General features: G+C 56.7%; 20 protein-coding genes and 1 riboswitch. Of the genes, 15 read left to right on the forward strand and 5 right to left on the reverse strand.

Annotation, left to right across the window (positions count from 1 at the left end; translation table 11 throughout):
• Positions 1–138 precede the first annotated feature (138 nt).
• Entirely contained in the window at positions 139–3,822 is a 3,684-nt protein-coding gene (metH, locus tag E2F51_RS08725) for a methionine synthase (RefSeq protein ID WP_134823219.1), read from the forward strand.
• Here the strand turns inward: metH and E2F51_RS08730 are convergent.
• A complete protein-coding gene (locus E2F51_RS08730) occupies positions 3,819–4,571 on the reverse strand; it encodes a UTRA domain-containing protein (RefSeq protein ID WP_013200327.1) in 753 nt (250 codons plus the stop codon). The two genes, metH and E2F51_RS08730, sit on opposite strands and share 4 nt — an antisense overlap.
• Before the next feature lie 208 nt (positions 4,572–4,779).
• Between E2F51_RS08730 and E2F51_RS08735 the strand changes: the two genes are divergently transcribed.
• The 6 genes from E2F51_RS08735 to E2F51_RS08760 all read left to right on the forward strand — a co-directional run bounded on the left by E2F51_RS08735 (position 4,780) and on the right by E2F51_RS08760 (position 11,050).
• Complete coding sequence (locus E2F51_RS08735) at positions 4,780–5,841, forward strand: ABC transporter substrate-binding protein (RefSeq protein ID WP_013200328.1); 1,062 nt, start codon at positions 4,780–4,782, stop codon at positions 5,839–5,841.
• Between the two features lie 9 nt (positions 5,842–5,850).
• Positions 5,851–6,666: an alkaline phosphatase family protein gene (locus E2F51_RS08740; RefSeq protein WP_134823220.1), complete on the forward strand. Its 816-nt coding sequence runs from the start codon at positions 5,851–5,853 to the stop codon at positions 6,664–6,666.
• Positions 6,666–7,505, forward strand: a complete 840-nt coding sequence (locus tag E2F51_RS08745; RefSeq protein WP_013200330.1) for an ABC transporter permease subunit — start codon at positions 6,666–6,668, stop codon at positions 7,503–7,505. The genes E2F51_RS08740 and E2F51_RS08745 overlap by 1 nt, the downstream gene beginning before the upstream one ends.
• 12 nt (positions 7,506–7,517) lie before the next feature.
• Complete coding sequence (locus E2F51_RS08750) at positions 7,518–8,303, forward strand: ABC transporter permease (RefSeq protein ID WP_013200331.1); 786 nt, start codon at positions 7,518–7,520, stop codon at positions 8,301–8,303.
• A gap of 2 nt (positions 8,304–8,305) precedes the next feature.
• A complete protein-coding gene (locus E2F51_RS08755; protein ID WP_134823221.1) occupies positions 8,306–9,298 on the forward strand; it encodes an ABC transporter ATP-binding protein in 993 nt (330 codons plus the stop codon).
• Positions 9,299–9,424: 126 nt separating this feature from the next.
• A complete protein-coding gene (locus tag E2F51_RS08760; RefSeq protein ID WP_134823222.1) occupies positions 9,425–11,050 on the forward strand; it encodes a Na/Pi cotransporter family protein in 1,626 nt (541 codons plus the stop codon).
• Between the two features lie 36 nt (positions 11,051–11,086).
• Here the strand turns inward: E2F51_RS08760 and panS are convergent, their stop codons facing one another.
• From panS to E2F51_RS08775, 3 genes are all read right to left on the reverse strand, one after another.
• Entirely contained in the window at positions 11,087–12,004 is a 918-nt protein-coding gene (gene panS / locus E2F51_RS08765; protein ID WP_134823223.1) for a ketopantoate/pantoate/pantothenate transporter PanS, read from the reverse strand.
• Positions 12,005–12,063: 59 nt separating this feature from the next.
• Positions 12,064–13,416, reverse strand: coding sequence for a lysine-sensitive aspartokinase 3 (gene lysC / locus E2F51_RS08770; RefSeq protein WP_134823224.1), 1,353 nt, complete (start codon positions 13,414–13,416; stop codon positions 12,064–12,066).
• Between the two features lie 97 nt (positions 13,417–13,513).
• A riboswitch (Lysine riboswitch) is annotated at positions 13,514–13,757 on the reverse strand.
• Between the two features lie 52 nt (positions 13,758–13,809).
• Positions 13,810–15,615, reverse strand: a complete 1,806-nt coding sequence (locus tag E2F51_RS08775) for a sodium:proton antiporter (RefSeq protein ID WP_134823225.1) — start codon at positions 15,613–15,615, stop codon at positions 13,810–13,812.
• A 219-nt stretch (positions 15,616–15,834) separates the two neighbouring features.
• Here E2F51_RS08775 and pgi point away from each other — a divergent pair, with 219 nt between their 5' ends.
• From pgi to ubiA, 8 genes are all read left to right on the forward strand, one after another.
• Positions 15,835–17,484 (forward strand): glucose-6-phosphate isomerase, encoded by a 1,650-nt coding sequence (gene pgi, locus E2F51_RS08780; RefSeq protein ID WP_134823226.1) that lies wholly within the window; start codon positions 15,835–15,837, stop codon positions 17,482–17,484.
• A 646-nt stretch (positions 17,485–18,130) separates the two neighbouring features.
• On the forward strand, positions 18,131–18,379 hold the full coding sequence (gene yjbE / locus E2F51_RS08785; RefSeq protein ID WP_041691859.1) for an exopolysaccharide production protein YjbE: 249 nt from the start codon (positions 18,131–18,133) through the stop codon (positions 18,377–18,379).
• Between the two features lie 79 nt (positions 18,380–18,458).
• Positions 18,459–19,106: a YjbF family lipoprotein gene (locus E2F51_RS08790; RefSeq protein ID WP_013200338.1), complete on the forward strand. Its 648-nt coding sequence runs from the start codon at positions 18,459–18,461 to the stop codon at positions 19,104–19,106.
• Complete coding sequence (locus E2F51_RS08795) at positions 19,103–19,858, forward strand: capsule biosynthesis GfcC D2 domain-containing protein (RefSeq protein ID WP_134823227.1); 756 nt, start codon at positions 19,103–19,105, stop codon at positions 19,856–19,858. Before E2F51_RS08790 ends, E2F51_RS08795 begins: the two co-directional genes overlap by 4 nt.
• Complete coding sequence (locus E2F51_RS08800) at positions 19,858–21,954, forward strand: YjbH domain-containing protein (RefSeq protein ID WP_134823228.1); 2,097 nt, start codon at positions 19,858–19,860, stop codon at positions 21,952–21,954. Before E2F51_RS08795 ends, E2F51_RS08800 begins: the two co-directional genes overlap by 1 nt.
• Before the next feature lie 153 nt (positions 21,955–22,107).
• Entirely contained in the window at positions 22,108–22,506 is a 399-nt protein-coding gene (gene psiE / locus E2F51_RS08805; protein ID WP_013200341.1) for a phosphate-starvation-inducible protein PsiE, read from the forward strand.
• Positions 22,507–22,645: 139 nt separating this feature from the next.
• Positions 22,646–23,173, forward strand: coding sequence for a chorismate lyase (gene ubiC, locus E2F51_RS08810; RefSeq protein WP_134823229.1), 528 nt, complete (start codon positions 22,646–22,648; stop codon positions 23,171–23,173).
• Position 23,174: 1 nt separating this feature from the next.
• Positions 23,175–24,059: a 4-hydroxybenzoate octaprenyltransferase gene (gene ubiA, locus E2F51_RS08815; RefSeq protein ID WP_041692188.1), complete on the forward strand. Its 885-nt coding sequence runs from the start codon at positions 23,175–23,177 to the stop codon at positions 24,057–24,059.
• 60 nt (positions 24,060–24,119) lie between these two features.
• Here ubiA and plsB read toward each other — a convergent pair whose 3' ends face one another.
• On the reverse strand, positions 24,120–26,543 hold the full coding sequence (gene plsB / locus E2F51_RS08820) for a glycerol-3-phosphate 1-O-acyltransferase PlsB (RefSeq protein WP_013200344.1): 2,424 nt from the start codon (positions 26,541–26,543) through the stop codon (positions 24,120–24,122).
• Between the last annotated feature and the right edge of the window lie 99 nt (positions 26,544–26,642).

Here is a 26,642-nt window from a genome sequence, read left to right on the forward strand (position 1 = left end):
AACGTGAGCTTTACTGGTCGGAGGTGTTAGCGCTTTGCCTGAAAATGTCTCACCGTCGATTTCTTTTACCCGCTCAAAAGTTGTGCCAGTATGTTCAGCTGGCCGTGTTGCCAGTGGGTAGACGTTGAAGGGGCGAGAGTGAGCAACAGAATTGAAGCACTGCAGCAGCAGCTGGCGAAACGTATCATGCTGCTTGATGGCGGCATGGGCACCATGATCCAGAGTTATAAGCTGGACGAGGCCGATTTTCGCGGTCAGCGTTTTGCCGACTGGCAAAGCGATCTTAAAGGAAACAATGACCTGCTGGTGCTGACCCGTCCGGACATTATCAGCGAGATCCACCACGCTTATCTGGAAGCGGGTGCCGATATTCTGGAAACCAACACCTTCAACTCCACCACCATCGCCATGGCGGATTACCATATGGCGTCGCTGTCGGCAGAAATAAACTTTGCTGCCGCCAAACTGGCACGCGCCGCCGCCGATGACTGGACCGCGCGCACGCCGGATCGCCCGCGCTACGTGGCGGGCGTGCTCGGCCCGACCAACCGCACCTGCTCAATATCGCCCGACGTCAACGATCCTGCTTTCCGCAACGTGACCTTCAATCAGCTGGTGGACGCCTACCGCGAATCCACCCGTGCGCTGGTGGAAGGCGGTTGCGACATCATCATGATCGAAACCGTTTTCGACACCCTGAATGCCAAAGCCGCCATCTTTGCCGTAGAAACCGAATTTGAAGCGCTGGGCATTACGCTGCCGCTGATGATTTCCGGCACTATTACCGATGCGTCTGGCCGTACGCTGTCTGGCCAGACGACGGAAGCGTTCTATAACTCACTGCGCCATGCCAGGCCGCTCTCCTTTGGCCTGAACTGTGCGCTGGGTCCGGACGAGCTGCGTCAGTACGTGGCTGAACTTTCGCGCATAGCCGAAGGCTACGTCACTGCTCACCCTAACGCCGGCTTACCGAATGCCTTCGGTGAATACGATCTGGATGCGAAGATTATGGCGGAGCAGATCGGCGAATGGGCGCAGTCTGGCTTCCTGAACATTGTCGGCGGCTGCTGTGGCACCACGCCTGAGCATATTGCGGCGATGGCGAAAGTGATTGAAGGCGTTGCGCCGCGTGCGCTGCCTGAGCTGCCGGTCGCCTGTCGCCTGGCGGGCCTTGAGCCGCTGACCATCAGCGCCGACTCGCTGTTTGTGAACGTCGGCGAACGCACCAACGTCACCGGCTCAGCCAAATTCAAGCGTCTGATTAAAGAAGATAAATATAACGAAGCGCTGGAAGTTGCGCTGCAGCAGGTACAAAGCGGCGCGCAGATTATCGATATCAATATGGACGAAGGGATGCTGGATGCGGAAGCGGCGATGGTGCGCTTCCTCAATCTGATCGCCGGCGAGCCGGATATTGCCCGCGTGCCGATCATGATCGACTCCTCAAAATGGGAGGTGATTGAAAAAGGCCTGCAGTGCATCCAGGGCAAGGGCATCGTTAACTCGATCTCGATGAAAGAGGGCGTCGACGCCTTTAAGCATCACGCCAGGCTGGTACGTCGTTATGGTGCCGCGATGGTGGTGATGGCCTTTGACGAAATCGGTCAGGCAGACACCCGTGAACGTAAAATCGAGATCTGCCGTCGGGCCTACAAAATCCTGACCGAAGAGGTCGGTTTCCCGCCAGAAGACATCATTTTCGACCCAAATATCTTCGCGGTAGCGACCGGGATTGAAGAGCATAACAACTACGCGATGGACTTTATTGGCGCCTGTGAAGACATCAAACGCGAACTGCCGCACGCGATGATTTCCGGCGGCGTCTCGAACGTTTCCTTCTCCTTCCGCGGCAACGAACCGGTGCGTGAAGCCATCCACGCGGTGTTCCTGTATTACGCCATCCGTAACGGTATGGATATGGGCATCGTTAACGCCGGTCAGCTGGCGATATACGACGACCTGGACGAAGACCTGCGTCATGCGGTGGAAGATGTGGTGCTGAACCGCACCGATCAGGGAACCGAGCGTCTGCTGGAGATTGCCGAAAAATACCGTGGCACCAAATCCGACGAAGGCAGCACCAAACCGCAGGCCGAATGGCGCAACTGGGAGGTTGAAAAACGCCTTGAGTACTCGCTGGTTAAGGGCATTACCGAATTTATCGAAGAAGATACCGAAGCCGCCCGCCAGAACGCCAGCCGCCCGATCGAGGTGATTGAAGGGCCGTTAATGGCCGGGATGAACGTGGTCGGCGACCTGTTTGGCGAAGGCAAAATGTTCCTGCCGCAGGTGGTGAAATCGGCCCGCGTGATGAAGCAGGCGGTGGCCTATCTCGAACCCTATATTGAAGCCAGCAAAGAGAAGGGCAGCACCAACGGCAAGATCGTGCTGGCGACGGTGAAGGGCGATGTGCATGACATCGGCAAAAACATTGTCGGCGTGGTTTTGCAATGTAATAACTATGAAATCATCGACCTGGGCGTGATGGTGCCGAGCGATAAAATCCTTAAAACCGCCCGCGAACATAACGCCGACATCATTGGCCTGTCCGGTCTGATTACGCCATCGCTGGATGAAATGGTCAACGTGGCGAAAGAGATGGAGCGCCAGGGCTTTACGCTGCCGCTGCTGATCGGTGGGGCGACCACCTCGAAAGCGCATACCGCGGTGAAGATTGAACAGAATTACAGTGGTCCGGTTGTCTATGTACAAAATGCCTCGCGTACCGTTGGCGTGGTGTCGGCCCTGCTTTCCGCCGCCCAGCGCGATGACTTTGTTGCGCGCACGCGCAAAGAGTACGACACGGTGCGGATCCAGCATGGGCGCAAGAAGCCGCGCACGCCGCCGGTCAGCCTGCAGGTTGCCAGGGACAACGATCTGCCGTTTGACTGGGCAACCTACACGCCACCCGTAGCCCACAGGCTGGGTGTAAGCGAAGTAAGTGCTAACATCGAAACCCTGCGACATTACATCGACTGGACGCCATTCTTTATGACCTGGTCGCTGGCGGGTAAATATCCGCGCATTCTGGAAGATGAAGTGGTCGGTGAAGAGGCCAGACGCCTGTTAGCGGATGCCAACGCGATGCTGGATGACCTGAGCGCCAATAAATCCTTAAATCCGCGTGGCGTGGTGGGGATTTTCCCGGCTAACCGCGTGGATGACGATATTGAAATCTATGAGGACGAGTCGCGCAGCCATGTTTTGCAAGTGAGTCATCACTTACGTCAGCAGACAGAAAAGACGGGCTTCCCGAACTATTGCCTCGCCGATTTTGTCGCGCCGAAGTCCAGCGGTAAGGCCGATTACCTGGGGGCCTTTGCCGTCACCGGCGGGTTGGAGGAAGATGCGCTGGCCGACGCGTTTGACGCGCAACATGATGACTACAACAAAATCATGGTGAAGGCGTTGTCAGACCGTCTGGCCGAAGGGTTTGCTGAATACCTGCATGAGCGGGTGCGTAAGGTGATTTGGGGCTTTGCCGCCACGGAAAACCTGAGTAATGAAGAGCTGATCCGCGAGAACTATCAGGGCATCCGTCCGGCGCCGGGTTATCCGGCCTGCCCGGAACACACCGAGAAAGAGACTATCTGGACGCTACTGGACGTGGAGAAGCACACCGGAATGAAGCTAACCGAATCCTTCGCCATGTGGCCAGGCGCGGCGGTATCAGGCTGGTACTTCAGCCATCCGGACAGCAAGTACTTCGCGGTAGCACAGCTGCAGCGCGATCAGATTGAAGACTACGCCCGCCGCAAAGGCATGGCGGTCAGCGAGGTTGAACGCTGGCTGGCACCGAATTTGGGCTACGACGCAGACTAACCTTCCTCTTCAGGGCAAGCCGGCTGGCGGCTGGTTTGCTCTGCTTCTCTGACCTGCACATCAATATACAGCGCGTCATAGCGCCAGTATTCGTAGTCACAGTCGATGATGCGATCGTGCTGATCGCGGTTAACGCGGGTGATAAACAGCGCGGGACTGCCTGATGCCACTTTCAGCGCCGGCGCGGCAAAGGTTGGCAATGGCGCGGGTAACATGGTGAAACCCACGCGTCCGTAATTGATGCCGTACTCTTCCTGATACAGGTGGGTCAAGGAACGGGTGAGATCAAAGCTCAGCAGGTCCGGGAAATACTGGGGATTCAGGTAGTGCTCTACATACAGCACCGCGCGGCCATCAATCCGCCGCAGCCGCTGGATGCGATAGACGTCCTCGCCTTCGTTCATGCCCAGCTGTCGGGCCAGTCCGGCACTGGCCTGAACGCGTTGCGCATCCAGCACCTCCGTTTGGGCTTTTCGGCCCTGTTGCTCAGCCATCGCATGGAAGTGGCTGCGCAGCAGCGGATCGTAAGCTAACCGGGGAGGCGCGATAAACCAGCCGCGGCGCAGTTCACGGTAAATCATCCCCTGAAACTCTAACTGGCCCAGCGCCTCGCGCAGGGTGATGCGTGTGGTGGAGAACTGCTCGCTCAGACTACGCTCCGACGGCAGGCGTCCGCTGGCCGCAAAATCACCGCTGGCGATCCGCGCGGCCAGCGTCTGGCAAATGACATCTACAGTTAACGCTTTCATCACATCAAAGCCTCAATTTGGTGCGAAGCTGCACATAAACAGAACAATCTTCGCGCAGATCCCACATTCCAATGCTATCAGAGATGTTGGACTAGTCCACAGCCCACAAGGCCCTGACATAAAACTGTCATATCGCCAGGCTAGATTGGCTCGGATCTTGCTGGACTAGTCCAGAAGGCCACTCAACTTATCATCTGGAGCAGCAGTTATGAAATCTTTGTTCGCATCTGTGTTAGCCAGCGCCATCTTCCTTGCCCTTCCGGCCGCCCACGCCGCCGAATCCGACCTTGCTGCACTGGAGAAAGCCGCGAAAGCGGAAGGTCAGGTCAACAGTGTCGGTATGCCTGACAGCTGGGCTAACTGGAAAGGCACCTGGGCCGATATCAGCAGCAAATACGGTATCAAGCACAGCGATACCGACATGTCCTCTGCTCAGGAACTGGCGAAATTTGCCGCTGAAAAGAGCAATGCCACCGCCGATATCGGTGACGTCGGCGCCGCGTTCGGCCCGGTTGCCGTGCAGAAAGGCCTGGCGCAACCGTACAAGCCCAGCACCTGGGATCAGGTTCCTGCCTGGGCAAAAGACAAAGAGGGTAACTGGGCGCTGGCCTATACCGGCACCATCGCCTTTATCGTCAACAAAGATCAGGTTAAAGACATCCCGCACAGCTGGGCTGACCTGAAAAAAGGCAAATACGTTGTGACCATTGGTGACGTTGGCGTGGCGGCGCAGGCAGCGAACGGCGTGCTGGCAGCTGCCTATGCAATGGGCGGTAGCGAGAAAGATCTGAAGCCGGCGTTGAGCTTCTTCAGTGACCTGGCGAAAGAAGGCCGTCTGGGCGTAACCGATCCGGTGATTGCCAACATTGAGAAGGGTGAAATCCAGGTTGCCGTGGTCTGGGACTTTAATGGCCTGAACTACCGCGATCAGATTGATAAGAGCAAGTTCGAAGTGGTTATCCCGTCTGACGGCTCAATCACTTCTGGCTACACCACCATCATCAACAAATACGCCAAGCACCCGAACGCCGCCAAACTGACGCGCGAATATATCTTCTCCGATGCCGGTCAGATCAACCTGGCGCGTGGCTATGCCCGTCCAATCCGTGCAGAGCATCTGACGCTGCCAGCGGACGTGCAGGCGAAATTGCTGCCTAACGCGGAATACAAAAATGCGCACCCGATTGCCGATCCTGAAGCCTGGGATAAAGCATCAAAAATGCTGCCGCGTCTGTGGCAGGAAAACGTCATTGTTAACATGAAGCAATAAGGATTCGGGATGAAAACGATTCTGGTAGTGCTGGACGGCCTGAGTTATGAAGTGGCGCAACATGCCATGGGGTATCTGTTTGCGGAATGCGCGCAGGGGAACGGGCAGTTCTACCAGATGACCTGCGAGCTTCCGTCGCTCTCCCGTCCTTTGTACGAATGCATCCTCACCGGCGTGCCGCCGGTGAAAAGCGGCATTATTCACAACGGTGTCAGCCGTTTGAGCAAAGAGCGCAGTATTTTCCATTATGCGCGCGATGCCGGGCTGACCACGGCGGCCGCGGCCTATCACTGGGTCAGCGAACTCTACAATCGCTCCCCGTGGCAGGCCGCCCGCGATCGCCACACTGAAGATGCCTCATTGCCGATTCAGTACGGCCACTTTTACTCTGACGACGGCTATCCGGACTCGCACCTGTTCGAGGATGCGGAAAGCCTGCGCCTGCGCTTCAACCCTGACTTCCTGCTGATCCACCCGATGAACATCGACGATGCCGGACACAAGTTTGGCCTCTCCACGCCGCAATACCGCAACCGCGCCCGCATGGCCGATGGCTATCTGTCGCACTGGATGCCGGGCTGGCTGGAGGAAGGCTATCAGGTGGTGGTCACCGCCGATCACGGCATGAATGATGACCGCAGCCACGGCGGGATCCTGCCGGAAGAAACGCAGGTGCCGCTGTTTGTTTTCGGCAGCGCCTTCTCGTTACAGAAAGACGCCGCGCCGTTGCAGACTGAACTGTGCGGCACGCTGTGCGACATCCTGGGCATCGATCACGATAAGCCGGTATGCCCGGAACTGCTGAACACCCAGGAGAACGCATGATGAAAGGCAAAGGAATAGCGCTGCTGTGCCTGCTGCCCTTTGCGCTGTTCTATATCGCTTTTCAGATCGCGCCTTTAGTGTGGATCGCGATTAACAGCTTCTACAGCGAGATGAACGAAGCCTGGGGCTGGGGAAATTACCGCGATATTTTCACCTCGACCTTTTATCAGCAGGCAATCCGCTTCTCGCTGGATATCTCGATCTGGTCGAGCGTGTATGGCTTGCTGATCGCGCTGGTGGGCGGCTATTCCCTGCATCAGTTGGGCAGCGGCAAGCTGCACCGCTTCTTTATGTCGTTTACCAATATGACCAGTAACTTTGCCGGGGTGCCGCTGGCGTTTGCCTTTGTGATCCTGCTGGGTCTGAACGGTTGCCTGACGCTGCTGATGCGCAAATATGGCCTGCTGGAGGGATTCAAACTCTACTCCACCGACGGCCTGATCGTGGTCTACACCTGGTTCCAGATCCCGCTTGGGCTGTTGCTGCTGTATCCCGCCTTTGACGGGCTGAAGAAGGACTGGGAAGAGTCCGCCGCGTTGCTCGGTGCCAGCCGCATGCGTTACTGGCTGCATATCGGATTGCCGATCCTGACGCCGGCGCTGCTCGGCACCTTTGTGATCCTGCTGGCGAATGCTCTCGGCGCTTACGCCACCATTTATGCCCTGACCACCGGAAACTTTAACGTGATCCCGGTGCGCATTGCAGCACTGGTTTCGGGCGATATCTCGCTCGATCCGAATATGGGCAGTGCGCTGGCGATGGTGCTGGTGGCGCTGATGTCGGTGATCACCGTGGTTCATCAGTGGCTGGTGCGTCGCAGCTACCAGAACGCGCGTTAACGGAGGCGATTCATGTCGAAAATGGAATATGTCTGGCACCGGATCGTTGTCTGGCTGGTGTTTCTGATCCTGGCGTTGCCGCTGGTGGCGACGCTGTTATATGCGCTGGCGACCAGCTGGGGCGCAACCATCCTGCCGGATGGCTTTACCTTCAAATGGATGATCCAGCTGTGGAGCGATCCGCGCTTCCTGGTGGCGCTGGGGCATTCGCTGCTGATCTGCTTCGGCGCGCTGATCTTCTCGCTGGTGCTGGTACTGCCGACGATGTTTGTGATCGCCTACTACTTCCCGAAACTCGATGCGGTGATGAACATTCTGATCCTGATGCCGTTTGCGGTGCCGCCGGTGGTCTCGTCGGTCGGTTTGCTGCAGCTCTATTCCGAACCGCCGCTGATGCTGACCGGCACGCCGTGGATCCTGATCGGCTGTTATTTCACTATCGCGCTGCCGTTTATCTACCGGGCGATCTCCAACAACATGCAGGCGATCAATATGCGCGAGCTGATCGATGCCGCCAATCTGCTGGGTGCCAGCACCTGGCAAGCGGCACTGCTGGTGGTTCTGCCGAACCTGCGCAAAGGCGCGCTGATTGCCGTGCTGCTCTCTTTCTCATTTTTAATTGGCGAATTCGTCTTTGCCAACATGCTGGTCGGCACTAGCTATGAAACGTTGCAGGTCTACCTCTACAACGTGCGCAATGCCAGCGGTCACTTCAGCAGTGCGCTGGTGATCTCCTATTTCTTTGTTGTGCTGCTGGTGACCTGGCTGGCGAATGCCCTGAACCGCGAGAGAGGCTGAAGATGTCTTATTTACACGTCACGCAACTGAACAAAAGCTACGGACCGACGACGATTTTTCAGGACATTGATTTCACCGCCAGCGAAGGGGAGTTCGTTACGCTGCTGGGCCCAAGCGGCTGCGGTAAATCGACGCTGCTGCGTTGTCTGGCTGGCCTGACCTCGGTCGACAGCGGGCAAATTCTTCTTCAGGGCCAGGACATCGTGCCGCTGACTCCACAAAAGCGCTCGATTGGCATGGTGTTCCAGAGCTATGCGTTGTTCCCGAATATGACCGTCGAACGCAACGTCGCCTTTGGCCTGAAAATGCAGAAATGCACCGCCGCCGACATTCAGCGCCGGGTCGGTGAAGTGCTGGAGCTGGTGGAGCTGAATGACTACGCTAAACGCTATCCGCATCAGCTTTCCGGTGGGCAGTGTCAGCGTGTCGCGCTGGCCCGTTCGTTAGTGACCCGGCCGCGCCTGTTGCTGCTGGATGAACCGCTGTCCGCGCTGGATGCGCGCATTCGTCGCCATCTGCGCGACCAGATCCGCCGCATCCAGAAAGAGCTCAATCTCACCACCCTGTTTGTCACCCACGATCAGGAAGAGGCGCTGACGCTTTCTGACCGCATCGTGCTGATGAACAAAGGCAAAATTGTGCAGAATGGCAACGCCGAATCGCTCTACACCCAGCCGGTAAATCTGTTTGCCGCCGGTTTTATTGGTAACTATAACCTGCTGAGTGCCGAACAGGCTTCGCGCCTGACCGGCGAGACCTACACCAGTCAGGTCGCGTTGCGACCGGAATCGGTAGCCTTCTGCGCACCGGAGCAGGGGATCCCGGCTGAAATCCTCAGCCACAGCCTGCTGGGTAACGTCATCCGTTACCGCGTAAAAGCGCGTGAGGTTGAGCTTTTTGTCGATGTGCTTAACCGTTCGGTGGCGGATCTGCATGCGGCGGGCCATCAGGTTGGCCTGCATCTGGACAAGCTTACGCTGCGGGAAGTGGCCTGATTTTGCGGATATATCACGCTGATTAAACAGATTTTTTCAGTAACTCGACTAAACTTACTGCGGTAAGCTGGGCGGAGAAATCCGCTCTCAGTCCGTTTAGTTTGAGAAGTTGTGAGGTCGATATCGGTGTTAACCCTGCTTAATTTGCTTTCTGCTGTCGCGTTGCTGATCTGGGGAACGCACATTGTCCGTACCGGCATTATGCGTGTCTATGGCGCGGATTTACGCCGCGTGCTCAGCCGCAGCGTGTCGAAAAAACCAATGGCCTTTGTTGCCGGGATTGGCGTGACCGCGCTGGTCCAGAGCAGCAATGCCACCACGTTATTGGTCACGTCGTTTGTGGCACAGGAACTGGTCGGGCTGACGCCTGCGCTGGTGATAATCCTCGGTGCCGACGTCGGAACTGCGCTGATGGCGCGGATCCTGACCTTTGATCTCTCCTGGCTGTCGCCGCTGTTTATCTTCTTTGGCGTGGTCTTTTTCCTCGGGCGCAAACAAACGCGCGCCGGGCAGCTTGGGCGCGCCAGTATTGGCCTTGGGCTGATCCTGCTGGCGCTGCAGCTGATTGTGGCCGCGGCGACGCCAATCACCCAGGCTTCTGGCGTTAAGGTGCTGTTCTCCTCGCTAACCGGCGACGTAATGCTGGATGCGCTGATTGGTGCCGTCTTCGCCATCATCAGTTACTCCAGTCTCGCGGCGGTGCTGATCACCGCCACGCTGACGGCGACCGGCGTTATCTCGTTCAAGGTGGCGCTGTGTCTGGTGATCGGTGCCAATCTGGGCAGCGGATTGCTGGCGATGCTCAATAACAGCGGCTCGAATGCCGCCGGAAAACGCGTTGCCCTCGGCAGTCTGATCTTCAAGTTTATCGGTTCGCTGCTGGTGCTGCCGTTTATCGATCTGCTGGCAGAGTGGCTGCAAAAATTGCCGGTGAACGATGAAGAACTGGTGATCTTCTTCCATGTTTTCTACAACCTGATCCGCTGCCTGATTATGGTGCCGTTTGCCGATGCCATGGCCCGGCTGTGTACCGCGTTAATCCGCGATGAGCCGGAAACCGATCTGCGCCTGAAACCCCGTCATCTGGACGCCAGCGCGCTGGATACGCCGGCGCTGGCACTGGCTAATGCCTCGCGCGAGACGCTGCGCATGGGCGATGTGCTGGAGCAGATGCTGGCCACCTTCAGCAAAGTGGTGCATGGCGAACTGCGGGAAGAACGTGAAATCCGCAAGCTGGATGATGATGTGGATGTGCTGTACACCGCGATCAAACTCTATCTGGCGCAGATGCCGAAAGAGGATCTGCCCGAGGAAGATTCGCGCCGCTGGGCTGAAATCATCGAGATGGCGTTAAACCTGGAGATGGCCGGCGATATTCTGGAAAGGATGAGTGGCGATGTGGCTGACAAATCGCTGACCGCGCGCCGCGCCTTCTCCGAAGAGGGGATGAAAGAGCTGGATGCGCTGATTGAACAGCTTTCCGGCAATCTGCGGCTGGGCCTGTCGGTGTTTTTATCGCAGGACGTGACCAGCGCCAAGCGCCTGCGTCGCTCAAAGCACCGTTTCCGCATTACTAACCGCCGTTACTCCCACAAGCATGTGAATCGCCTGCATCAGCATAACGTGCAGAGCATCGAAACCAGCTCACTGCATCTGGGATTGTTGGGGGATATGAAGCGGTTGAATTCGCTGTTCTGTGCCGTGGCGTATAACGTGCTTGAACAACCGGATGATGACAGGGACGACGACTGAGGAAACGTCCCCCGCCTGGCGGCGGGGGAAACAGGCTTATTTCTTTTTGATCGGCTTGCCGGACCAGTAACCGGCAAGCAGAGAACCGGACAGGTTGTGCCAGACCGAGAACAGCGCGCCCGGCAGTGCCGCCAGTGGCGAGAAGTACAGCTTGCCTAACGTGGCCGCCAGGCCCGAGTTCTGCATACCCACTTCCAGCGCCAGCGTACGGCAGGGGGATTCATCAAAGCCAAACAGCTTCCCGCCCCAGTAACCGCCTAACAAACCAATGGCGTTATGCAGGATCACCGCAGCAATCACCACCAGCCCTACCGAGCCGATAAAGCCCTGACTGCCGGCAACCACGGCACTGATAATCAGCAAAATACAGACCATCGAGAAGGCCGGCAGGTATGGCTCAACGCGCTTTACCAGACCGTTCATGGTGTGGTGAACAATCAGGCCAATGCCGATCGGCACCACCACAATCTTCACGATGCTCAGCAGCATGCCGACCACATCCACCTGAATATGGGTATCGACATACAGCTTGGTCAGCAGTGGCGTGGCGAACACGCCAACCAGCGCCGACACGGACGAGATGGTAACGGAAAGGGCCACATCGCCTTTCGCCAGATAAATCATCACGTTGGATGCCGTGCCGCTGGCCACGCTGCCCACCAGGATCATCCCGGCAGACAGGTCAGGCGGCATATGGAACAATTTTGCCAGGCCCCATGCCGCGAGCGGCATCACCAGATAATGCAGGAAGGTCCCGGCAATCACCGGTGCAGGGCGGGTCAGTACACGTTTAAAATCACCAATATTGAGCGTCACGCCCATGCCGAACATGATCAGCATCAGCAGATACGTCACCCACGGACCAATCGCGAGAAAGGTGGTCGGGGTGTAATAGGCGGCAACAGAGAGCAGGACTGCCCATAACGGGAACAGTCGGGTAACAAAGGCGAGCATAGCCAGACTTCCTTTTTTCCGATGGCGAAAAAAACCGGGCCAGGCCCGGTTTAGTAAAACTATTCAAACAGATTGTGATGAAGCGTCTGCACCACCTGCTCGGCGTCGCTGCCGGGCACCAGGAAGCACAGGTTATAGCTGCTGGCGCCATAACAGATCAGGCGAAGGTTAAACGGCTCAAGCACGCCAAACACTTCTTTGCCCACGCCACAGGCCTGCGACAGTTTGTTACCGATGATCGCCACCAGTGCCAGATCCTCTTCGACTTCCACCCGGCAAAGGGAAGAGAGTTCGGTCAGCAACGCCTGGGTTAACAGGCTGTCCCCGGTCGAGGTTGAGCCGGTGGTGTCCAGCGTCAGCGCGATGCTCACTTCGGAGGTGGTGATCAGATCCACCGAAATATTGTGGCGCGCCAGGATGGTGAACACTTCCACCAGGAAGCCGCGAGAGTGCAGCATGTTCAGGCTATGCAGGGTCAGCAACGTCTGTTTACGACGCAGCGCCAGCGCGCGGAACAGCGGTGGGTTCTGGGTTTCATTGCAGACGCGCGTGCCGCCGGCAGCAGGATCCTTGCTCGAGCCCACAAACACCGGGATATCGCTGCGGACTGCAGGCAGCAAGGTGGCCGGGTGCAGAACCTTGGCGCCGAAGGTGGCCATTTCGGCCGCTTCTTCGAAGGTGATCTCATCAATGCGTTTGGCGGTCGGCACCACGCGCGGATCGGTGGTGTAAATCCCCGGTACATCAGTCCAGATATCGATGCGGCTGGCATGCAGCGCCTCGCCTAACAGCGCCGCGGTGTAATCACTGCCGCCACGACCAAGGGTCGTGGTGCGGCCTTTGGCTTCGCTGCCGATAAAACCTTGCGTCACGATCAGCGCTTCCGCCAGCTTCGGGGCGAGTTGCGTTTGCGTCAGTTCGGCCAGCTGGGCGACATCGGGCTCGGCACGGCCAAAGCGATCGTCAGTGCGCATCACCTTGCGCACGTCAAACCACTGCGAGGCGACATTACGCTGGCGCAGCACTTCGACGAATAACAGCGAGGAGAGCAGTTCACCGTGGCTGACCAGTTCATCGGTCAGCGCAGTCGAGGTCGCCAGGGAGGCCGCCTCAGACAGCATGGTGATGTTTTCCAGCACGCGGTCCACTTCGTCGCGGATCACTTCAGGCTGCGATAACTGGTCGACGATGGCGTACTGGATACGGCGGATCTCATCGAGCTGGTAAGCCCGCTGCTCCTGCTCCTGGCCTTCAGCCAGAGACACCAGCAGGTTAGTCACACCCGCAGAGGCGGAAAGGACCACCAGGCGCGTGTTGGGATCGGCCAGCACCACATCGGCGCTGCGGTTCATGGCAGTAAAATCGGCAACGCTGGTGCCGCCAAATTTGGCCACGATCAGGGATTGGGACATAGTTGTTGACATACCTCGTGTCAGGATAAGTTTCCATCAGCTTGGTACAAGGGAGGAGCAGAAACGGGGCAGACGTAGAAAAGGGATGAACTACGAATCACCCAGAAGCGCCCCACCTTGTATACCTACCGGGTCTGACGTCGCCTGTAACTGCGCCAAAACGGTAAATATTGATCGCCCGGTTTACGAACGATGCTGGTGACAACCCAGAGGATTCAGCCCCTGCGGTCGATACGCTCCCTTCCGCGGGGAGAGTACCTCGGCGTCGCACCCCATGATGTGTTTTCTGCGGATTCGGTTCCTCCAACACACTGCCTGGGCGACGCGCCTCTTCTGGCTTGCGCATCAGATGCGCAACAAGCGGACTAGAAATATCGGTTTATGGCGCTGCTGTCAATCTCTGCCGTCTGAGGAATTTTCATTTTGCACCAGCGCAATCAGGGTACAGGGCAGCGCGGGCGTCTCTTCACCCTGCACTGGACTCAGAATGCCGGCCTCATTTTGCACAAACAACGGGATCACGCCCTGGTTTTTCTCAAGGTATTCCAGCCAGCCGAAATTCTCGTTCAGTCGGGTTGCTTTGATGATCGCGCCCTGTGACAGCAGGCTGCTCAGGCGGGCATAGGTCTGCTCATGACCGAACAGCACTTCATGGCGGCGGAAGCGCGGGCTTTCGCTGTCACGTTTCGCACGCAGTGCCGCACCGGAGCGGACCGCGGCGACCTTTTTCTCGCCAAACAGATGGCTGAAGTGGTACACCGCCAGCGCATTCTGGTGGCGGTTGGGCGACAGCGCCAGAACCTGCGAGGTTTCGCTGAGATCGAGGAAGTTCTCCGCATGTTCCGACCAGGCATTACCATAGTAGGCCGGGATCCCCTCCATGCGGGCGAGGCGATAGTATTCCCAGCTGCTGTCGGTCACCAGCACCGGAATATCCAGTTTCTTCAGCGCCGCCGCCAGGGTTCTGGCCACGCTGTTGGCGCCAATAATCAGCACGCCGCGCGGTTCACGCTGCTGCACCTTAAGCATTCTCGCCAGCAGGGAGCTGGTCAGGCTTTGCAGCACCACGGTGCCGATAATCACCGCGAACACCACGGTCACCAGCTTGTCTGCGCCAGCAAAGCCGGTTTTTTCCAGCGTCAGTGCAAACAGCGAGCTGACCGCCGCCGCCACAATCCCGCGTGGCGAAATCCAGCTCAGCATCAGCCTGTCCCGCATCGGCAGTGACGATCCCCAGGTCGAGACGGCAATACAGAGCGGACGGGCAACAAACTGCACAATCAGCAGCACCGCCACTAACGGCCAGCCCATCGACAGCAGCGCCATCAAATCCAGTCGCGCCGCCAGAATGATAAACAGCCCGGAAATCAGCAGCGCGGATAACTCTTCCTTGAAGGCGATGATCTCGGTCAGATCGACGTCGCGCATATTAGCCAGCCAAATCCCCATCACCGTGACCGTCAGCAGCCCCGATTCATCCGCCAGCGCGTTCGACAGGCCAAACGCGGTCAGCATCACCGCCAGCACCGCGAAGTTCTGCAGATAGCCCGGCAGCCAGACCCGCTTCAGGGCCACGCCCAGCAGCCAGCCAAATACCACGCCGGCAATCAGGCCCACCGCAGCGGTCTGGCCTAAGGTCCAGAACAAGTGCGTTAACGATTCAGCTTTCTGACGCAGCACAATGAATTCAAACACCAGAAGCGTGAAGATAGCGCCGACCGGATCGATGACGATGCCTTCCCAGCGTAAAACCTGGTTAATGGCTTTATTTGGCCGAACTACGCGCATCAACGGCGCGATCACCGTTGGGCCGGTCACCACGGTGACGGAACCGACTAACGCCGCCAGCTCGGGCGGGAAATCCAGCAACGCCCAGCAGGCGACGCTGATCACCAGGAAGGTGATTAACATGCCGACGGTAACCAGATTGCGGACCACGTTGCCCAACCCGCGAATTTCATCGAAGCGAAGCGTTAACGCACCTTCGAACAAAATGATGGCGACAGAAAGTGAGACAAAGGGGAACAGCAGGGTGCCAAACAGCGCATCCGGCTGCAAAACATGGCACAACGGCCCCAGGACAATGCCGAAAACGAGCAGGGGCAAAATGGCGGGCAGCCGTAGCAACCAGGCCAGCCACTGGGCTACCAGCGAACTTAATCCCATGATAACCAACAGCAGTGGGGCGGATAACTCCATAAAATTTTTCCTTTCGACAGCAAGAATAGTCATACTGAAACGCTGAGCGGACAAGCTGACCGCCGACTGAATTATAAATAGCCCCGGACAAAAAGGTGGGAAAATCCTGCCTTTATGATAGTTGCAACCTGTTGCAGGAAGAGGGAAGCCGAAACGGCACCTCGGGTAACATGGCGTCCGGTCTGATTTACGGTTCTTAAATAAAAAGAGTGTGTTGTTATGAAAAATATCAATCCGACACAAACTGCTGCCTGGCAGGCGCTGCAGCAGCATTTTGAAGAGATGAAAGACGTTCAGATCTCAGAGTTGTTTGCGAAAGACAGCAATCGCTTTGCGACCTTCTCTGCCACCTTCGACGATCTGATGCTGGTGGACTACTCCAAAAACCGCATCACCAGTGACACCCTCGCAAAACTGCAGGCTCTTGCTAAAGAGACCGATCTGCAGGGCGCAATTAAGTCGATGTTCTCCGGCGAAAAAATCAACCGCACTGAAGATCGTGCCGTGCTGCATGTTGCGCTGCGCAACCGCAGCAACACGCCGATCGTGGTCGACGGTAAAGACGTGATGCCGGAAGTGAACGCGGTGCTGGAGAAGATGAAATCCTTCTCTGAACGCATCATCAGCGGCGACTGGAAAGGCTACACCGGCAAGCCCATCACCGACGTGGTGAACATTGGTATCGGCGGGTCTGACCTGGGGCCATTTATGGTCACCGAGGCGCTGCGCCCGTACAAGAATCACCTGAATATGCACTTTGTGTCCAACGTTGATGGCACGCATATCGCGGAAACCGTGAAGGATCTGGATCCTGAAACCACCCTGTTCCTGGTGGCGTCAAAAACCTTCACCACCCAGGAAACCATGACCAACGCCCACAGCGCGCGTGACTGGTTCCTGAAAACCGCTGGCGATGAGCAGCACGTCGCGAAGCACTTTGCTGCGCTCTCAACCAACGGTAAAGCGGTCGGTGAGTTCGGGATTGATACCGACAACATGTTCGAATTCTGGGACTGGGTTGGCGGACGTTATTCACTGTGGTCGGCGATTGGCCTGTCGATCATTCTGTCGGTCGGTTTCGACAACTTTGAGAAGCTGCTCAGTGGCGCACACGCCATGGACAAACACTTCTCTACCACACCCGCAGAGCAGAACCTGCCGGTGATCCTGGCGCTGATCGGCATCTGGTATAACAACTTCTTCGGTGCTGAAACCGAAGCGATCCTGCCGTATGACCAGTATATGCACCGTTTCTCTGCCTATTTCCAGCAGGGCAACATGGAGTCAAACGGCAAGAACGTTGACCGTAACGGCGCACCGGTCTCTTATGAAACCGGCCCAATCATCTGGGGCGAACCGGGCACCAACGGTCAGCACGCGTTCTATCAGCTGATCCACCAGGGCACCAAGCTGGTTCCTTGCGACTTTATCGCCCCTGCCATCACCCACAACAAGCTGGGCGATCACCATGCCAAGCTGCTGTCGAACTTCTTTGCACAGACTGAAGCGCTGGCGTTTGGTAAGTCACGCGATGTGGTCGAGAAAGAGTTCACCGACGCAGGTAAAGATGCGCAGTCGGTCGAGCACATCGTGCCGTTCAAAGTGTTTGAAGGTAACCGCCCAACCAACTCCATCCTGCTGCGTGATATCACGCCGTTCAGCCTGGGTGCGTTGATTGCGCTGTACGAACACAAAATCTTCACTCAGGGCGCGATTCTCAACATCTTCACCTTCGATCAGTGGGGCGTTGAGCTTGGCAAACAGCTGGCGAACCGTATCCTGCCAGAATTGTCGGGTAGCGAGCAGGTCAGCAGCCACGACAGTTCAACTAACGGGCTGATTAACCGTTATAAAAACTGGCGCGGCTAAGCGGCGTCTAGCCGTTAACCGTCCTGCATAAAGGGGCTGGTGCCAATGCGCCAGCCCTTTGTTTTTTCAGCTATCCCGTCCGGCATCAGGACCGCCTTTAGCTACTTTTGGACCTGGTTGACATCACCCTGTTTTCTGCGCGATCCCAGCATGCCACCGCTTAGCGCGGAAATCAGGCGGCTGCTCGTGCTGAAATACCCCCAAAGATGAATAAAGTCAGCGTTATGAGGCTGAGGATATTCTTAAAATCACCCATTATTGTCCGAATCCCGCCAAGATAAATCCTAAAGCCATAGCGCCCATTAGGCTACTTAACTGCCCTTAACGCCTGTTAACTTATTGAAAATAAATCCTTTAGTTCATTAAAAGCGGCCCGAGGCGCTTTTCCCAGTGAATTCGCCATGCTAAAGGCTATTGTCAGCGAATGGTACTAACAAGCAGGGTTAAATCAGTCATAAATTCCAATATATTGAATTAATTAGTCAAATGTTGCCTTGAGCAGCCGAAACGTGCTTATTTTAGACATCAGAAATCGCCCGCTGAATCGAAGGCGACCCCCCTCAATTCTGGTCATTTATTGCCTTATACTGAACGCGCCTGAAACCCTTCAGGTGAAGTATCCATTCATTTAATGAAGGGAAATGTTATGAAAAAAGTCTTATGTGCTGCTGCAGCCATAGTGTACTTAGCAAGTGCTTCAGCCGCGTTCGCTGCGCCTGAAGAAGCTGGCGCCGCGGCGGGTGCCTCAGCGGGAACCCTTTCCGCAGGAACCACCACTGCGGTGGGTATTGGTGCGCTTGGCGCACTGGTTGGTGTTGCTCTGGCAGCATCGAGTGGCGGAAACGGTTCTAATACCGGCACCACCACCACGACCACGACCAGTACCACGCGTTAAGTGCGGTAAATTACTCATAACCACACGCTCGTGTGGTTATTTTTTGACATTGTCAGACTTTGTTCAGGGACACACACAGGTGCGCTACCTACCACTGCTGCTTTTATGCCTGCTTCTCCAGGCCTGTACACAAACACAAAAAGGGCTGGGAGAGACGGTAAAACTCGCTCTGCTCGGGCCGGACGATGTTCAGGTTTCTGATGAGCAAATAGAAAGTTTGCCTTATGCCAGCATGTACCTGCGCGTGAATAACGGGCAGCAGATCTTCGTGGTGCTGGGCTTCGATGAAAACGGTCAACAAAAATGGATCACCCGCGACCAGTCGATGGTGGTGACTCAGCATGGCCGCGTGGTGAAAACCCTCGGGTTAAGCGACAACCTGCTGGAGGTGAACAACCTGCAACAGGATCCGCTGACCGCCCCGCTGTCGTTGACCGAAGGCGCAAGCTGGACCCGCACGCTGAGCTGGACGGAAGCCGGTAAATTCCGCTCGGCAACGGCGACCTCACGCTTCAGCCGCCTGAAAGATCAGGTGCTGACGCTTGGCGGTAACACCGTCGCCTGCCGCGTCTGGCAGGAAGAGGTTGAGCTGCCTGCCGAGGGAAAATCCTGGACTAACACCTTCTGGATTGATACCACTTCCGGCCAGGTTCGCCAGTCACAGCAAACGCTGGGGGGCGACTATTTCCCTCTCGAAACCACCATCCTGAAGCCTGCGAAATCATGAAAAAAATAACCCTCCTTCTCGCAGGAATTTCAGCCTGCGTTTCGCTCAACGTGTCTGCAGAAAGCCAGGTGACGGTCTATTCCCCTGGCCAGACGCAGACCTCGATTGTCAGCCATGCACAGAACCTGGCGCAGTTGGTCAGCAGCCCGGCATTGATGGATAAAACCTGGTGGCCGGGAACGGTGATTGCCGAAAAACTGGCCACCGCGGCGGCGATTCAGCAGCAGCAGCAGGTGCTGGCGCGGCTGAAAGCCTGGAGCAATCAACTTCACGCCGATGGCGATAGCGAACAGGCTGCAGTGGTCGATAACGTCTGGCAGCAGGTGTCGGCAGTGAAAGTCACTGGCCGTCAACTGGCCAATCTCGATCCGGACTGGGTGCGGATGCGTCCGGCACAGAATCGCCGTCTGGAAGGGGATTACAGCGTTTATACGCTGCTAAAACCGACCAGCATTACGCTGGCTGGCGTGCTGGCCAACAGCGGTAAAACCCCGTGGGCACCGGGCCGCAGCGTGGTGGAGTATTTGCAGGATCATGACCGTTTGTCCGGGGGCGAACGTAACTTCGTGGTGCTGATTGCGCCGAATGGCGAAGTGAGTGACGTTCCTGTCGCCTACTGGAATCGCCGCCACGTGGAGCCTGAAGTGGGCAGCATTGTGTACCGTGGCTTTTCCTCATGGACGTTGCCTGGCGACGATGAAGACCTCAACCAGCAGATTGTTTCTGTTCTGACGCACCGGATCCCTGACTGATGAAAAAAACCTATCTTCTCAGCCTGATAGCTGTTTCCGTTGCCTGTGCCTGCCAGGTTCAGGCAGCGACGTATCCCGATCCGGTAGGGCCTTCGCAGTCAGATTTTGGCGGCGTCGGTCTGTTACAGGTTCCCACTGCGCGTATGGCGAAAGACGGCGAATTCAGCCTGAACTACCGCTATAACGATCAGTACCGTTTCTACTCCTCCTCGGTGCAGTTGTTCCCGTGGCTGGAAGCGACCATCCGCTATACCGACGTGAAAACGCGCGAGTACAGTGCGGTTGAGAGCTTCAGTGGCACCCAAACCTACAAAGACAAAGCCTTCGATTTGAAAGCCCGTCTCTGGCAGGAAGGCTACTGGCTACCTGAAGTCTCGGTCGGGGCGCGTGACCTTGGCGGTACCGGCCTGTTCGACAGTGAATACCTGGTCGGCACTAAGGCGTGGGGACCGTTTGATTTCACCCTCGGACTGGGCTTCGGCTACCTCGGCAACAGCGGCACGGTGAAGAACCCATTCTGTGAAGCCGACAGCAGCTATTGCTATCGCTCTGGCAGCAACGGCACCGCCGGTTCGGTTAACGGCAAAGACATGTTCAAAGGCCCGGCCGCGTTCTTTGGTGGGGTGGAATACCAGACGCCATGGCAGCCGCTGCGCCTGAAAGCAGAATACGAAGGGAATGATTACCAGGACGACTTTGCCGGCAAGATTGAGCAGAAAAGCAAAGTTAACGTCGGCGCCATTTATCGTATTACCGACTGGGCGGATGTGAACGTCAGCTATGAGCGCGGCAATACCTTTATGGCTGGCTTTACGCTGCGTACTAACTTCAACGATCTGCATACCGCCTCGATCGATTCGGCGAAACCGGCCTATCAGCCGCGTCCGCAGGGCGAATTCCTTGAGCAGACCACCGTTGCTGGCCAGCTGACCGACCTGAAATACAATGCCGGTCTGGATGCGCCAAACATTCAGGTACAGGGCAATACCATGTATGCCACTGGCCAGCAGAGCAAGTACCGCAATACCCAGGAAGGCGTCGATCGTGCCAACGTGATCCTGATGAACAACCTGCCAGCCAACATTGATACGCTGAAAGTGACCGAAAACCGCAGCCGTATGCCGCAGGTGACCACGGAAACTAACGTCGCCAGCCTGCGTCAGCAGCTTGAAGGCTATCCGCTGGGCAAAGAGCAGCCGCTGGATCAGAAACGCGTGGAGCCGGTCGATCCGGGTCATACCGAGCAGGGTTATTACATCGATGCCGATGACTTTAACTACAGCCTGGCACCGGTACTGAATCAGTCTGTGGGTGGACCGGAAAGCTTCTACCTGTATCAGGTTGGCGTGATGGCGAACGGTAACTACTGGCTGACGAAGCACCTGTTGATTGATGGCAGCGTGTTTGGCAACCTGGCGAATAACTACGACAAGTTCAACTATAACGGTGCGCCGAGCGATTCCTCATTGCCGCGCGTGCGTACCCATATTCGCGACTATGTTGAAAACAACGTCTACGTTAACAACCTGCAAGCGAACTACATGCATGCGCTGGGCAATGGTTTCTACGGCCAGGTTTACGGCGGTTATCTGGAAACCATGTACGGCGGTGTGGGTGGCGAAGTGCTGTACCGTCCGCTGGATTCTGACTGGGCGTTTGGTGTTGATGCCAACTACGTGAAGCAGCGTGACTGGGACAACATGATGCAGTTTACCGACTACAACGCGAAGGTCGGTAACCTGACGGCTTACTGGCGTCCGTCGTTCTTCAACAACCAGGTGTTGGTGAAGGCGAGCGTAGGTCAGTATCTGGCAGAAGATAAAGGGGCGACGATTGATGTCTCCCGCCAGTTCGACAGCGGCGTGATCGTTGGCGCTTATGCCACCAAAACTAACGTGTCGGCCGAAGAGTATGGCGAAGGCGACTTCACCAAAGGCTTCTATATCTCAATTCCGATGGATCTGTTCACCGCCTCACCAACCCGTGGCCGTGCACAGGTTAACTGGACGCCGCTGACGCGTGATGGCGGTCAGATGCTGGGCCGTAAGTACCAGCTGTATGATATGACCACCGACCGCGATATCGATTTCCGCTAAAAATAGCCGCGACACCGCCTCCGCCTGTGGGCGGCGGTGTCGCCCGCTTATCTCTCCGGCATCAAGCAAAACTTGTGAACCCGCTCACACTAAAGCATATTGTCACTGTCAGGATTATCCTGACGGATAACAGTGACTTTTGAGGGTTTTTGCATGATTACCGCGACGCGTATTGCCTGGTTGTTACAGATGGTGCTGAATATAGGGCTGATCGTCCTGGCCGCTATTCTGGCGATCTTTCTTGGCAAGGAGACCTTCCATCTGGCCAACGTGTTGCTGAACACCGGCGAACAGACGTCTTCTTATCTGTTGATCGATGGCATAGTGATTTACTTCCTTTACTTCGAGTTTATTGCCTTAATAGTCAAATACTTCCAGTCGGGTTATCACTTCCCGCTGCGCTATTTTGTCTATATCGGTATCACGGCGATCATCCGGTTGATCATTGTCGATCACAAAAACCCGGTGGATACGCTGGCCTACTCCATTGCCATTCTGATCCTGGTGGTCACGCTGTGGCTGGCAAACAGTAACCGGCTGAAACGCGAATAACATGTCGGCGCGCCGTCCCAGGCGCGCCAACCTCTTCCTTTACCGACCTGAAATCCGCACTATTTCCTCCAGCAATCTGTGTTCTCTCCCAGCCTCTGCGTTACACTGTGGCACCAAAATTTTTGCCCGGAGAAGCCGAATGGCTGATAACGCGCTGGTGCAATTGCGCGCCCTCGACTGGCTGCCAGCTTCATCACCCTTGCTTTCAGCCCCGCTGCTGGACTGGTTGATGGAAGAAGACTCCATGACCCAACGTTTTGAGCGCCACTGCCAGCAAGTGACGGTAAAAGTGGTGCAGGAAGGTTTTATTACCGCAGAAGAGGTCGGTGACGACGTGGCGTTGCTGCCGCATGAGTCCCGCTACTGGCTGCGTGAAATTCTGCTGTGCGGCGATGGCGAACCCTGGCTTGCCGGGCGGACCATCGTACCGGAATCCCCCCTGAACGGGCCTGAGCAGATGTTGCAGCAGCTTGGCACGCGCCCGCTGGGCCGTTACCTGTTTGCCTCTTCCACGCTGACGCGGGATTTTATCGAGCCGGGCAAGAGTGGCGAGCTGTGGGGACGTCGCTCTTTGCTGCGCCTTTCCGGCAAGCCGTTATTGCTGACCGAGCTATTTTTACCGCCTGCGCCGCTGTATGCCTCGCTAACCGGTACCGGAGATGAGTAACGTGGAGAGAAGTCTGCCAATGAGTAAATTCCGGGCCTACAGCCGCCTGATGCGTATTGATAAGCCGATTGGTTCGCTGCTGCTGATGTGGCCGACCTTCTGGGCGCTGTGGCTGGCGGGAATGCAGATCCCGCCGTTGAATATCCTGATCGTCTTTGTGCTGGGGGTCTTTTTCATGCGTGCCGCGGGCTGCGTGGTCAACGACTTTGCCGACCGTAAGATCGATGGTCATGTAAAGCGCACCCAGTCGCGACCATTGCCGAGCGGCGCGGTGACCTCAAAAGAGGCCAAGCTGCTGTTTGCCGGACTGGTGCTGGTGTCGTTCTGTCTGGTTCTGACCATGAACGCGATGACCATCTGGCTGTCGTTTGGTGGGCTGGCGCTGGCGTGGGTCTATCCCTTTATGAAGCGCTACACCCATCTGCCGCAGGTGGTGCTGGGCGCGGCGTTTGGCTGGGCTATCCCGATGGGTTGGGCGGCGGTCAGTGAAACCGTGCCGCTGACCTGCTGGCTGCTGTTCGCCGCGAATATCTGCTGGACGGTGGCTTATGACACGCTGTATGCGATGGTCGATCGCGATGATGACCTGAAGATTGGCGTCAAATCCACCGCCATTCTGTTTGGACGTTTCGATAAGCTGATCGTGGGTTTGTTGCAGCTGGCGACGCTGGTATTGATGGCGGTGATTGGCTGGCGCATGCAGCTGGGCGGCGCATTCTACTGGTCCATTCTGGTGGCTGGCGCGCTGTTCGTGCATCAGCAGAAGCTGATCTCAGCCCGCGAACGCGATCCCTGTTTCCAGGCTTTCCTGAACAACAACTACGTTGGTTTGGTGTTGTTCCTGGGGATTGCCCTCAGCACGGCGCCATTCTCTGGCTGGCTCTGAGTGATGCCAATAAAAAAGGGTCGATGATTGCTCATCGACCCTTTTTTTATGCCCTGACGCTTACTCGTGCGGTCCCGCACTTTCAATCGTCATTCGCACTTCCTGAGTGATCAGGTCAGCCAGCATCTGATAGACCCTGTGCGTCTGTTCTACCTGCGCATCGCCGGTATCACTGATATAACCTTCATCACGCAGGGTCAGCACCAGTGAAGAGAACACCGCTTTGTCGAAGAACTCCGGCGAGTTGATACCGTGCAGTACCGACAGGCGCTGAGCCATGGTCCGGCTCTCTTTTTCCAGCGTACCGCGGTTGATCGACGGATTCGCGCTGAGGATAGAGAAGGTGATGGCATAACGCTGCAGCGTTTCACGCACACCCGCCGCCAGCAGTTGCAGCGTTGGGAAGCGTGCCGGGCTCAGACGCAGCGTCTGGTCATCGGCCGTCAGCAGGCCCTGACGCGCCATCTCGCTCACCAGCGAATCCAGCACGGCAGGCAGATCTTCTTTATTCCAGTGCAGGAACAGCTCGCTCTTCAGCATCGGGTAAATCACGCTGATCTGACGCAGCAGTTCGGCCCGGCTCAGTTCGCGGTAATGCGACAGGATCACCGCGATCAGCGACGGCATCACCAGCATATGGTGAACGTTGTTGCGATAGTAGGTCATCAGCACGGCCTGCTCGCGCGGCAGTACGATGATTTCGCCAATGTTATCCTGCTCAATATCGAACTTGTTCATGCTTAACGCATGGTTCAGCAGTGCTTCTGGCGTCATATCCGGCACGGTCGAGTCCGGCGAATACGGCACGTTACGCAGCAACTGAACGTAGCACGCCAGCTGCTCGGTCAACTGTTCACGGGTCAGCGAGCGCTGGCGCGATGCGAGCAGGGCGGTAACGCACAGGTTCATGGCATTGGCCGCACCGGCGTTGTTGATACGCACCATCACGCGCTGCGCGATGTCATTCACCGCAGGCGTCAGCCAGGCTGGACGCTGGGCTTCAATGGGGTCGATGGCATCACGCCACTCAGGCACATGCTTGTTCAGGTAGGTCACCAGCGGCAGCGGCTCCCCGAAGTTCACATACCCCTGGCCGAGGTTACGCAGCTTGCGCAGTCCGCGCACCATCTGCATAAACCCTTCTTTTTCTTTCGTCGCACCACGTAACTCTTTGGCGTAGGTTCCCACTTCCATCACGTGCTCATAACCGATATAGATCGGCACCAGTGTGATAGGGCGGTTACCGCCGCGCAGCATCGCCTGAATTGTCATCGACAGCGTGCCGGTTTTCGGGTCAAGCAGACGACCGGTACGGGAACGACCGCCTTCGACAAAGTATTCTACCGAGTAACCCCGGGTGAACAGCTCGCCGAGATATTCACGGAATACCGTTGAGTAGAGCTTGTTACCCTTGAAGGTTCGGCGGATAAAGAATGCGCCCAGACGGCGGAAAATCGGGCCCGCAGGCCAGAAGTTCAAGTTGATACCGGCGGCAATGTGCGGTGGCACCAGACCCTGGTGATACAGCACATAAGAGAGCAGCAGGTAGTCCATATGACTACGGTGGCAGGGCACGTAGACGATCTCGTGGCCGTCTTGCGCCAGCTGACGCACGCGCTCGCCGCCGTTGACGTTGATGCCCTGATATAGCTTGCTCCACGTCCAGCCCATGATGCGGTCCGTCAGACGGATGGCTTCATAAGAGAAGTCGGCGGCGATCTCTTCCATCAGCTCAACGGCGTTCTGCTGGGCTTTTTCATGGGAGATTTTCTTGCTGCGCGCTTCGTCTTCCACCGCTTTAGCGATGGCTTTGGACTGCAGCAGTTTATTAAACAGGTCCTGACGCACCGGCAAACGCGGGCCAATGGCCGCCAGGCGCTGACGGGCAAAGTGCATGCGTGCCACGCGCGCCAGCTTCTGCGCAATGATTTTGTCGGTGCCGTGTTCCGTTGCCATGCGGCGCAGGGAAACCATCGGTGAGAAGCGGACAAAGCTGTCACGGCCTAACCACAGCACGGCAAAGAATTTTTGGATGCCGTTCAACACGCGCAGATGAGGCTGATCGTCGCCCTGCACTTCGCGGCCTGGTGCACGGCCAAACATCACGGATACCGGCACCATCTGCACGTCCAGCAGCGGGTTGCTGCGGTGCAAATCGAGGTATTCGTGGAACAGTTTTACCGATTCAACGTTAGGCACGAAATAGGGGAATACGCGTGGGCCGTCATGGATAAACACATGACGTGGCAAAACCGTACCGTCGATTTCCAGCGGATCTAAAGGATCGGGCAGATCCTGTTTACGGCATTGCTCACGCAACGCCAGCAGATCGGCCTTTGAATCATAAGGCAGCACATACATAATAGGGCGCGATGTATCCAGCGCCAGCTCGGAAACCGGCTCGGCGGGAATCGCTTTACTTTTTACCAGGAATTTTACTGGTAAATTCAATAAGTTATAATATAAGTTACGCCAACCTGACATAGATACCATGAAGCCTCTTGTTAGCAAAGCGCCGCAAGCATACCAGAAAGCGCCAGTGAGATCTGTGGTGTTGCAAAATGTGCGCCACCCAGACATTGA

The organism is Erwinia sp. QL-Z3, from assembly GCF_004551645.1.
In the GTDB taxonomy this organism is placed as follows: domain Bacteria; phylum Pseudomonadota; class Gammaproteobacteria; order Enterobacterales; family Enterobacteriaceae; genus Erwinia; species Erwinia billingiae.

Bases quoted from the DNA above. Each gene is read 5' to 3' on its own strand.
- E2F51_RS08730 (WP_013200327.1), bottom strand. From the start codon at position 4,571: ATGAAAGCGTTAACTGTAGATGTCATTTGCCAGACGCTGGCCGCGCGG.
- E2F51_RS08735 (WP_013200328.1), top strand. From the start codon at position 4,780: ATGAAATCTTTGTTCGCATCTGTGTTAGCCAGCGCCATCTTCCTTGCC.
- E2F51_RS08740 (WP_134823220.1), top strand. From the start codon at position 5,851: ATGAAAACGATTCTGGTAGTGCTGGACGGCCTGAGTTATGAAGTGGCG.
- E2F51_RS08745 (WP_013200330.1), top strand. From the start codon at position 6,666: ATGAAAGGCAAAGGAATAGCGCTGCTGTGCCTGCTGCCCTTTGCGCTG.
- E2F51_RS08750 (WP_013200331.1), top strand. From the start codon at position 7,518: ATGTCGAAAATGGAATATGTCTGGCACCGGATCGTTGTCTGGCTGGTG.
- E2F51_RS08755 (WP_134823221.1), top strand. From the start codon at position 8,306: ATGTCTTATTTACACGTCACGCAACTGAACAAAAGCTACGGACCGACG.
- panS (WP_134823223.1), bottom strand. From the start codon at position 12,004: ATGCTCGCCTTTGTTACCCGACTGTTCCCGTTATGGGCAGTCCTGCTC.
- lysC (WP_134823224.1), bottom strand. From the start codon at position 13,416: ATGTCCCAATCCCTGATCGTGGCCAAATTTGGCGGCACCAGCGTTGCC.
- E2F51_RS08775 (WP_134823225.1), bottom strand. From the start codon at position 15,615: ATGGAGTTATCCGCCCCACTGCTGTTGGTTATCATGGGATTAAGTTCG.
- pgi (WP_134823226.1), top strand. From the start codon at position 15,835: ATGAAAAATATCAATCCGACACAAACTGCTGCCTGGCAGGCGCTGCAG.
- yjbE (WP_041691859.1), top strand. From the start codon at position 18,131: ATGAAAAAAGTCTTATGTGCTGCTGCAGCCATAGTGTACTTAGCAAGT.
- E2F51_RS08795 (WP_134823227.1), top strand. From the start codon at position 19,103: ATGAAAAAAATAACCCTCCTTCTCGCAGGAATTTCAGCCTGCGTTTCG.
- E2F51_RS08800 (WP_134823228.1), top strand. From the start codon at position 19,858: ATGAAAAAAACCTATCTTCTCAGCCTGATAGCTGTTTCCGTTGCCTGT.
- psiE (WP_013200341.1), top strand. From the start codon at position 22,108: ATGATTACCGCGACGCGTATTGCCTGGTTGTTACAGATGGTGCTGAAT.
- ubiC (WP_134823229.1), top strand. From the start codon at position 22,646: ATGGCTGATAACGCGCTGGTGCAATTGCGCGCCCTCGACTGGCTGCCA.
- plsB (WP_013200344.1), bottom strand. From the start codon at position 26,543: ATGTCAGGTTGGCGTAACTTATATTATAACTTATTGAATTTACCAGTA.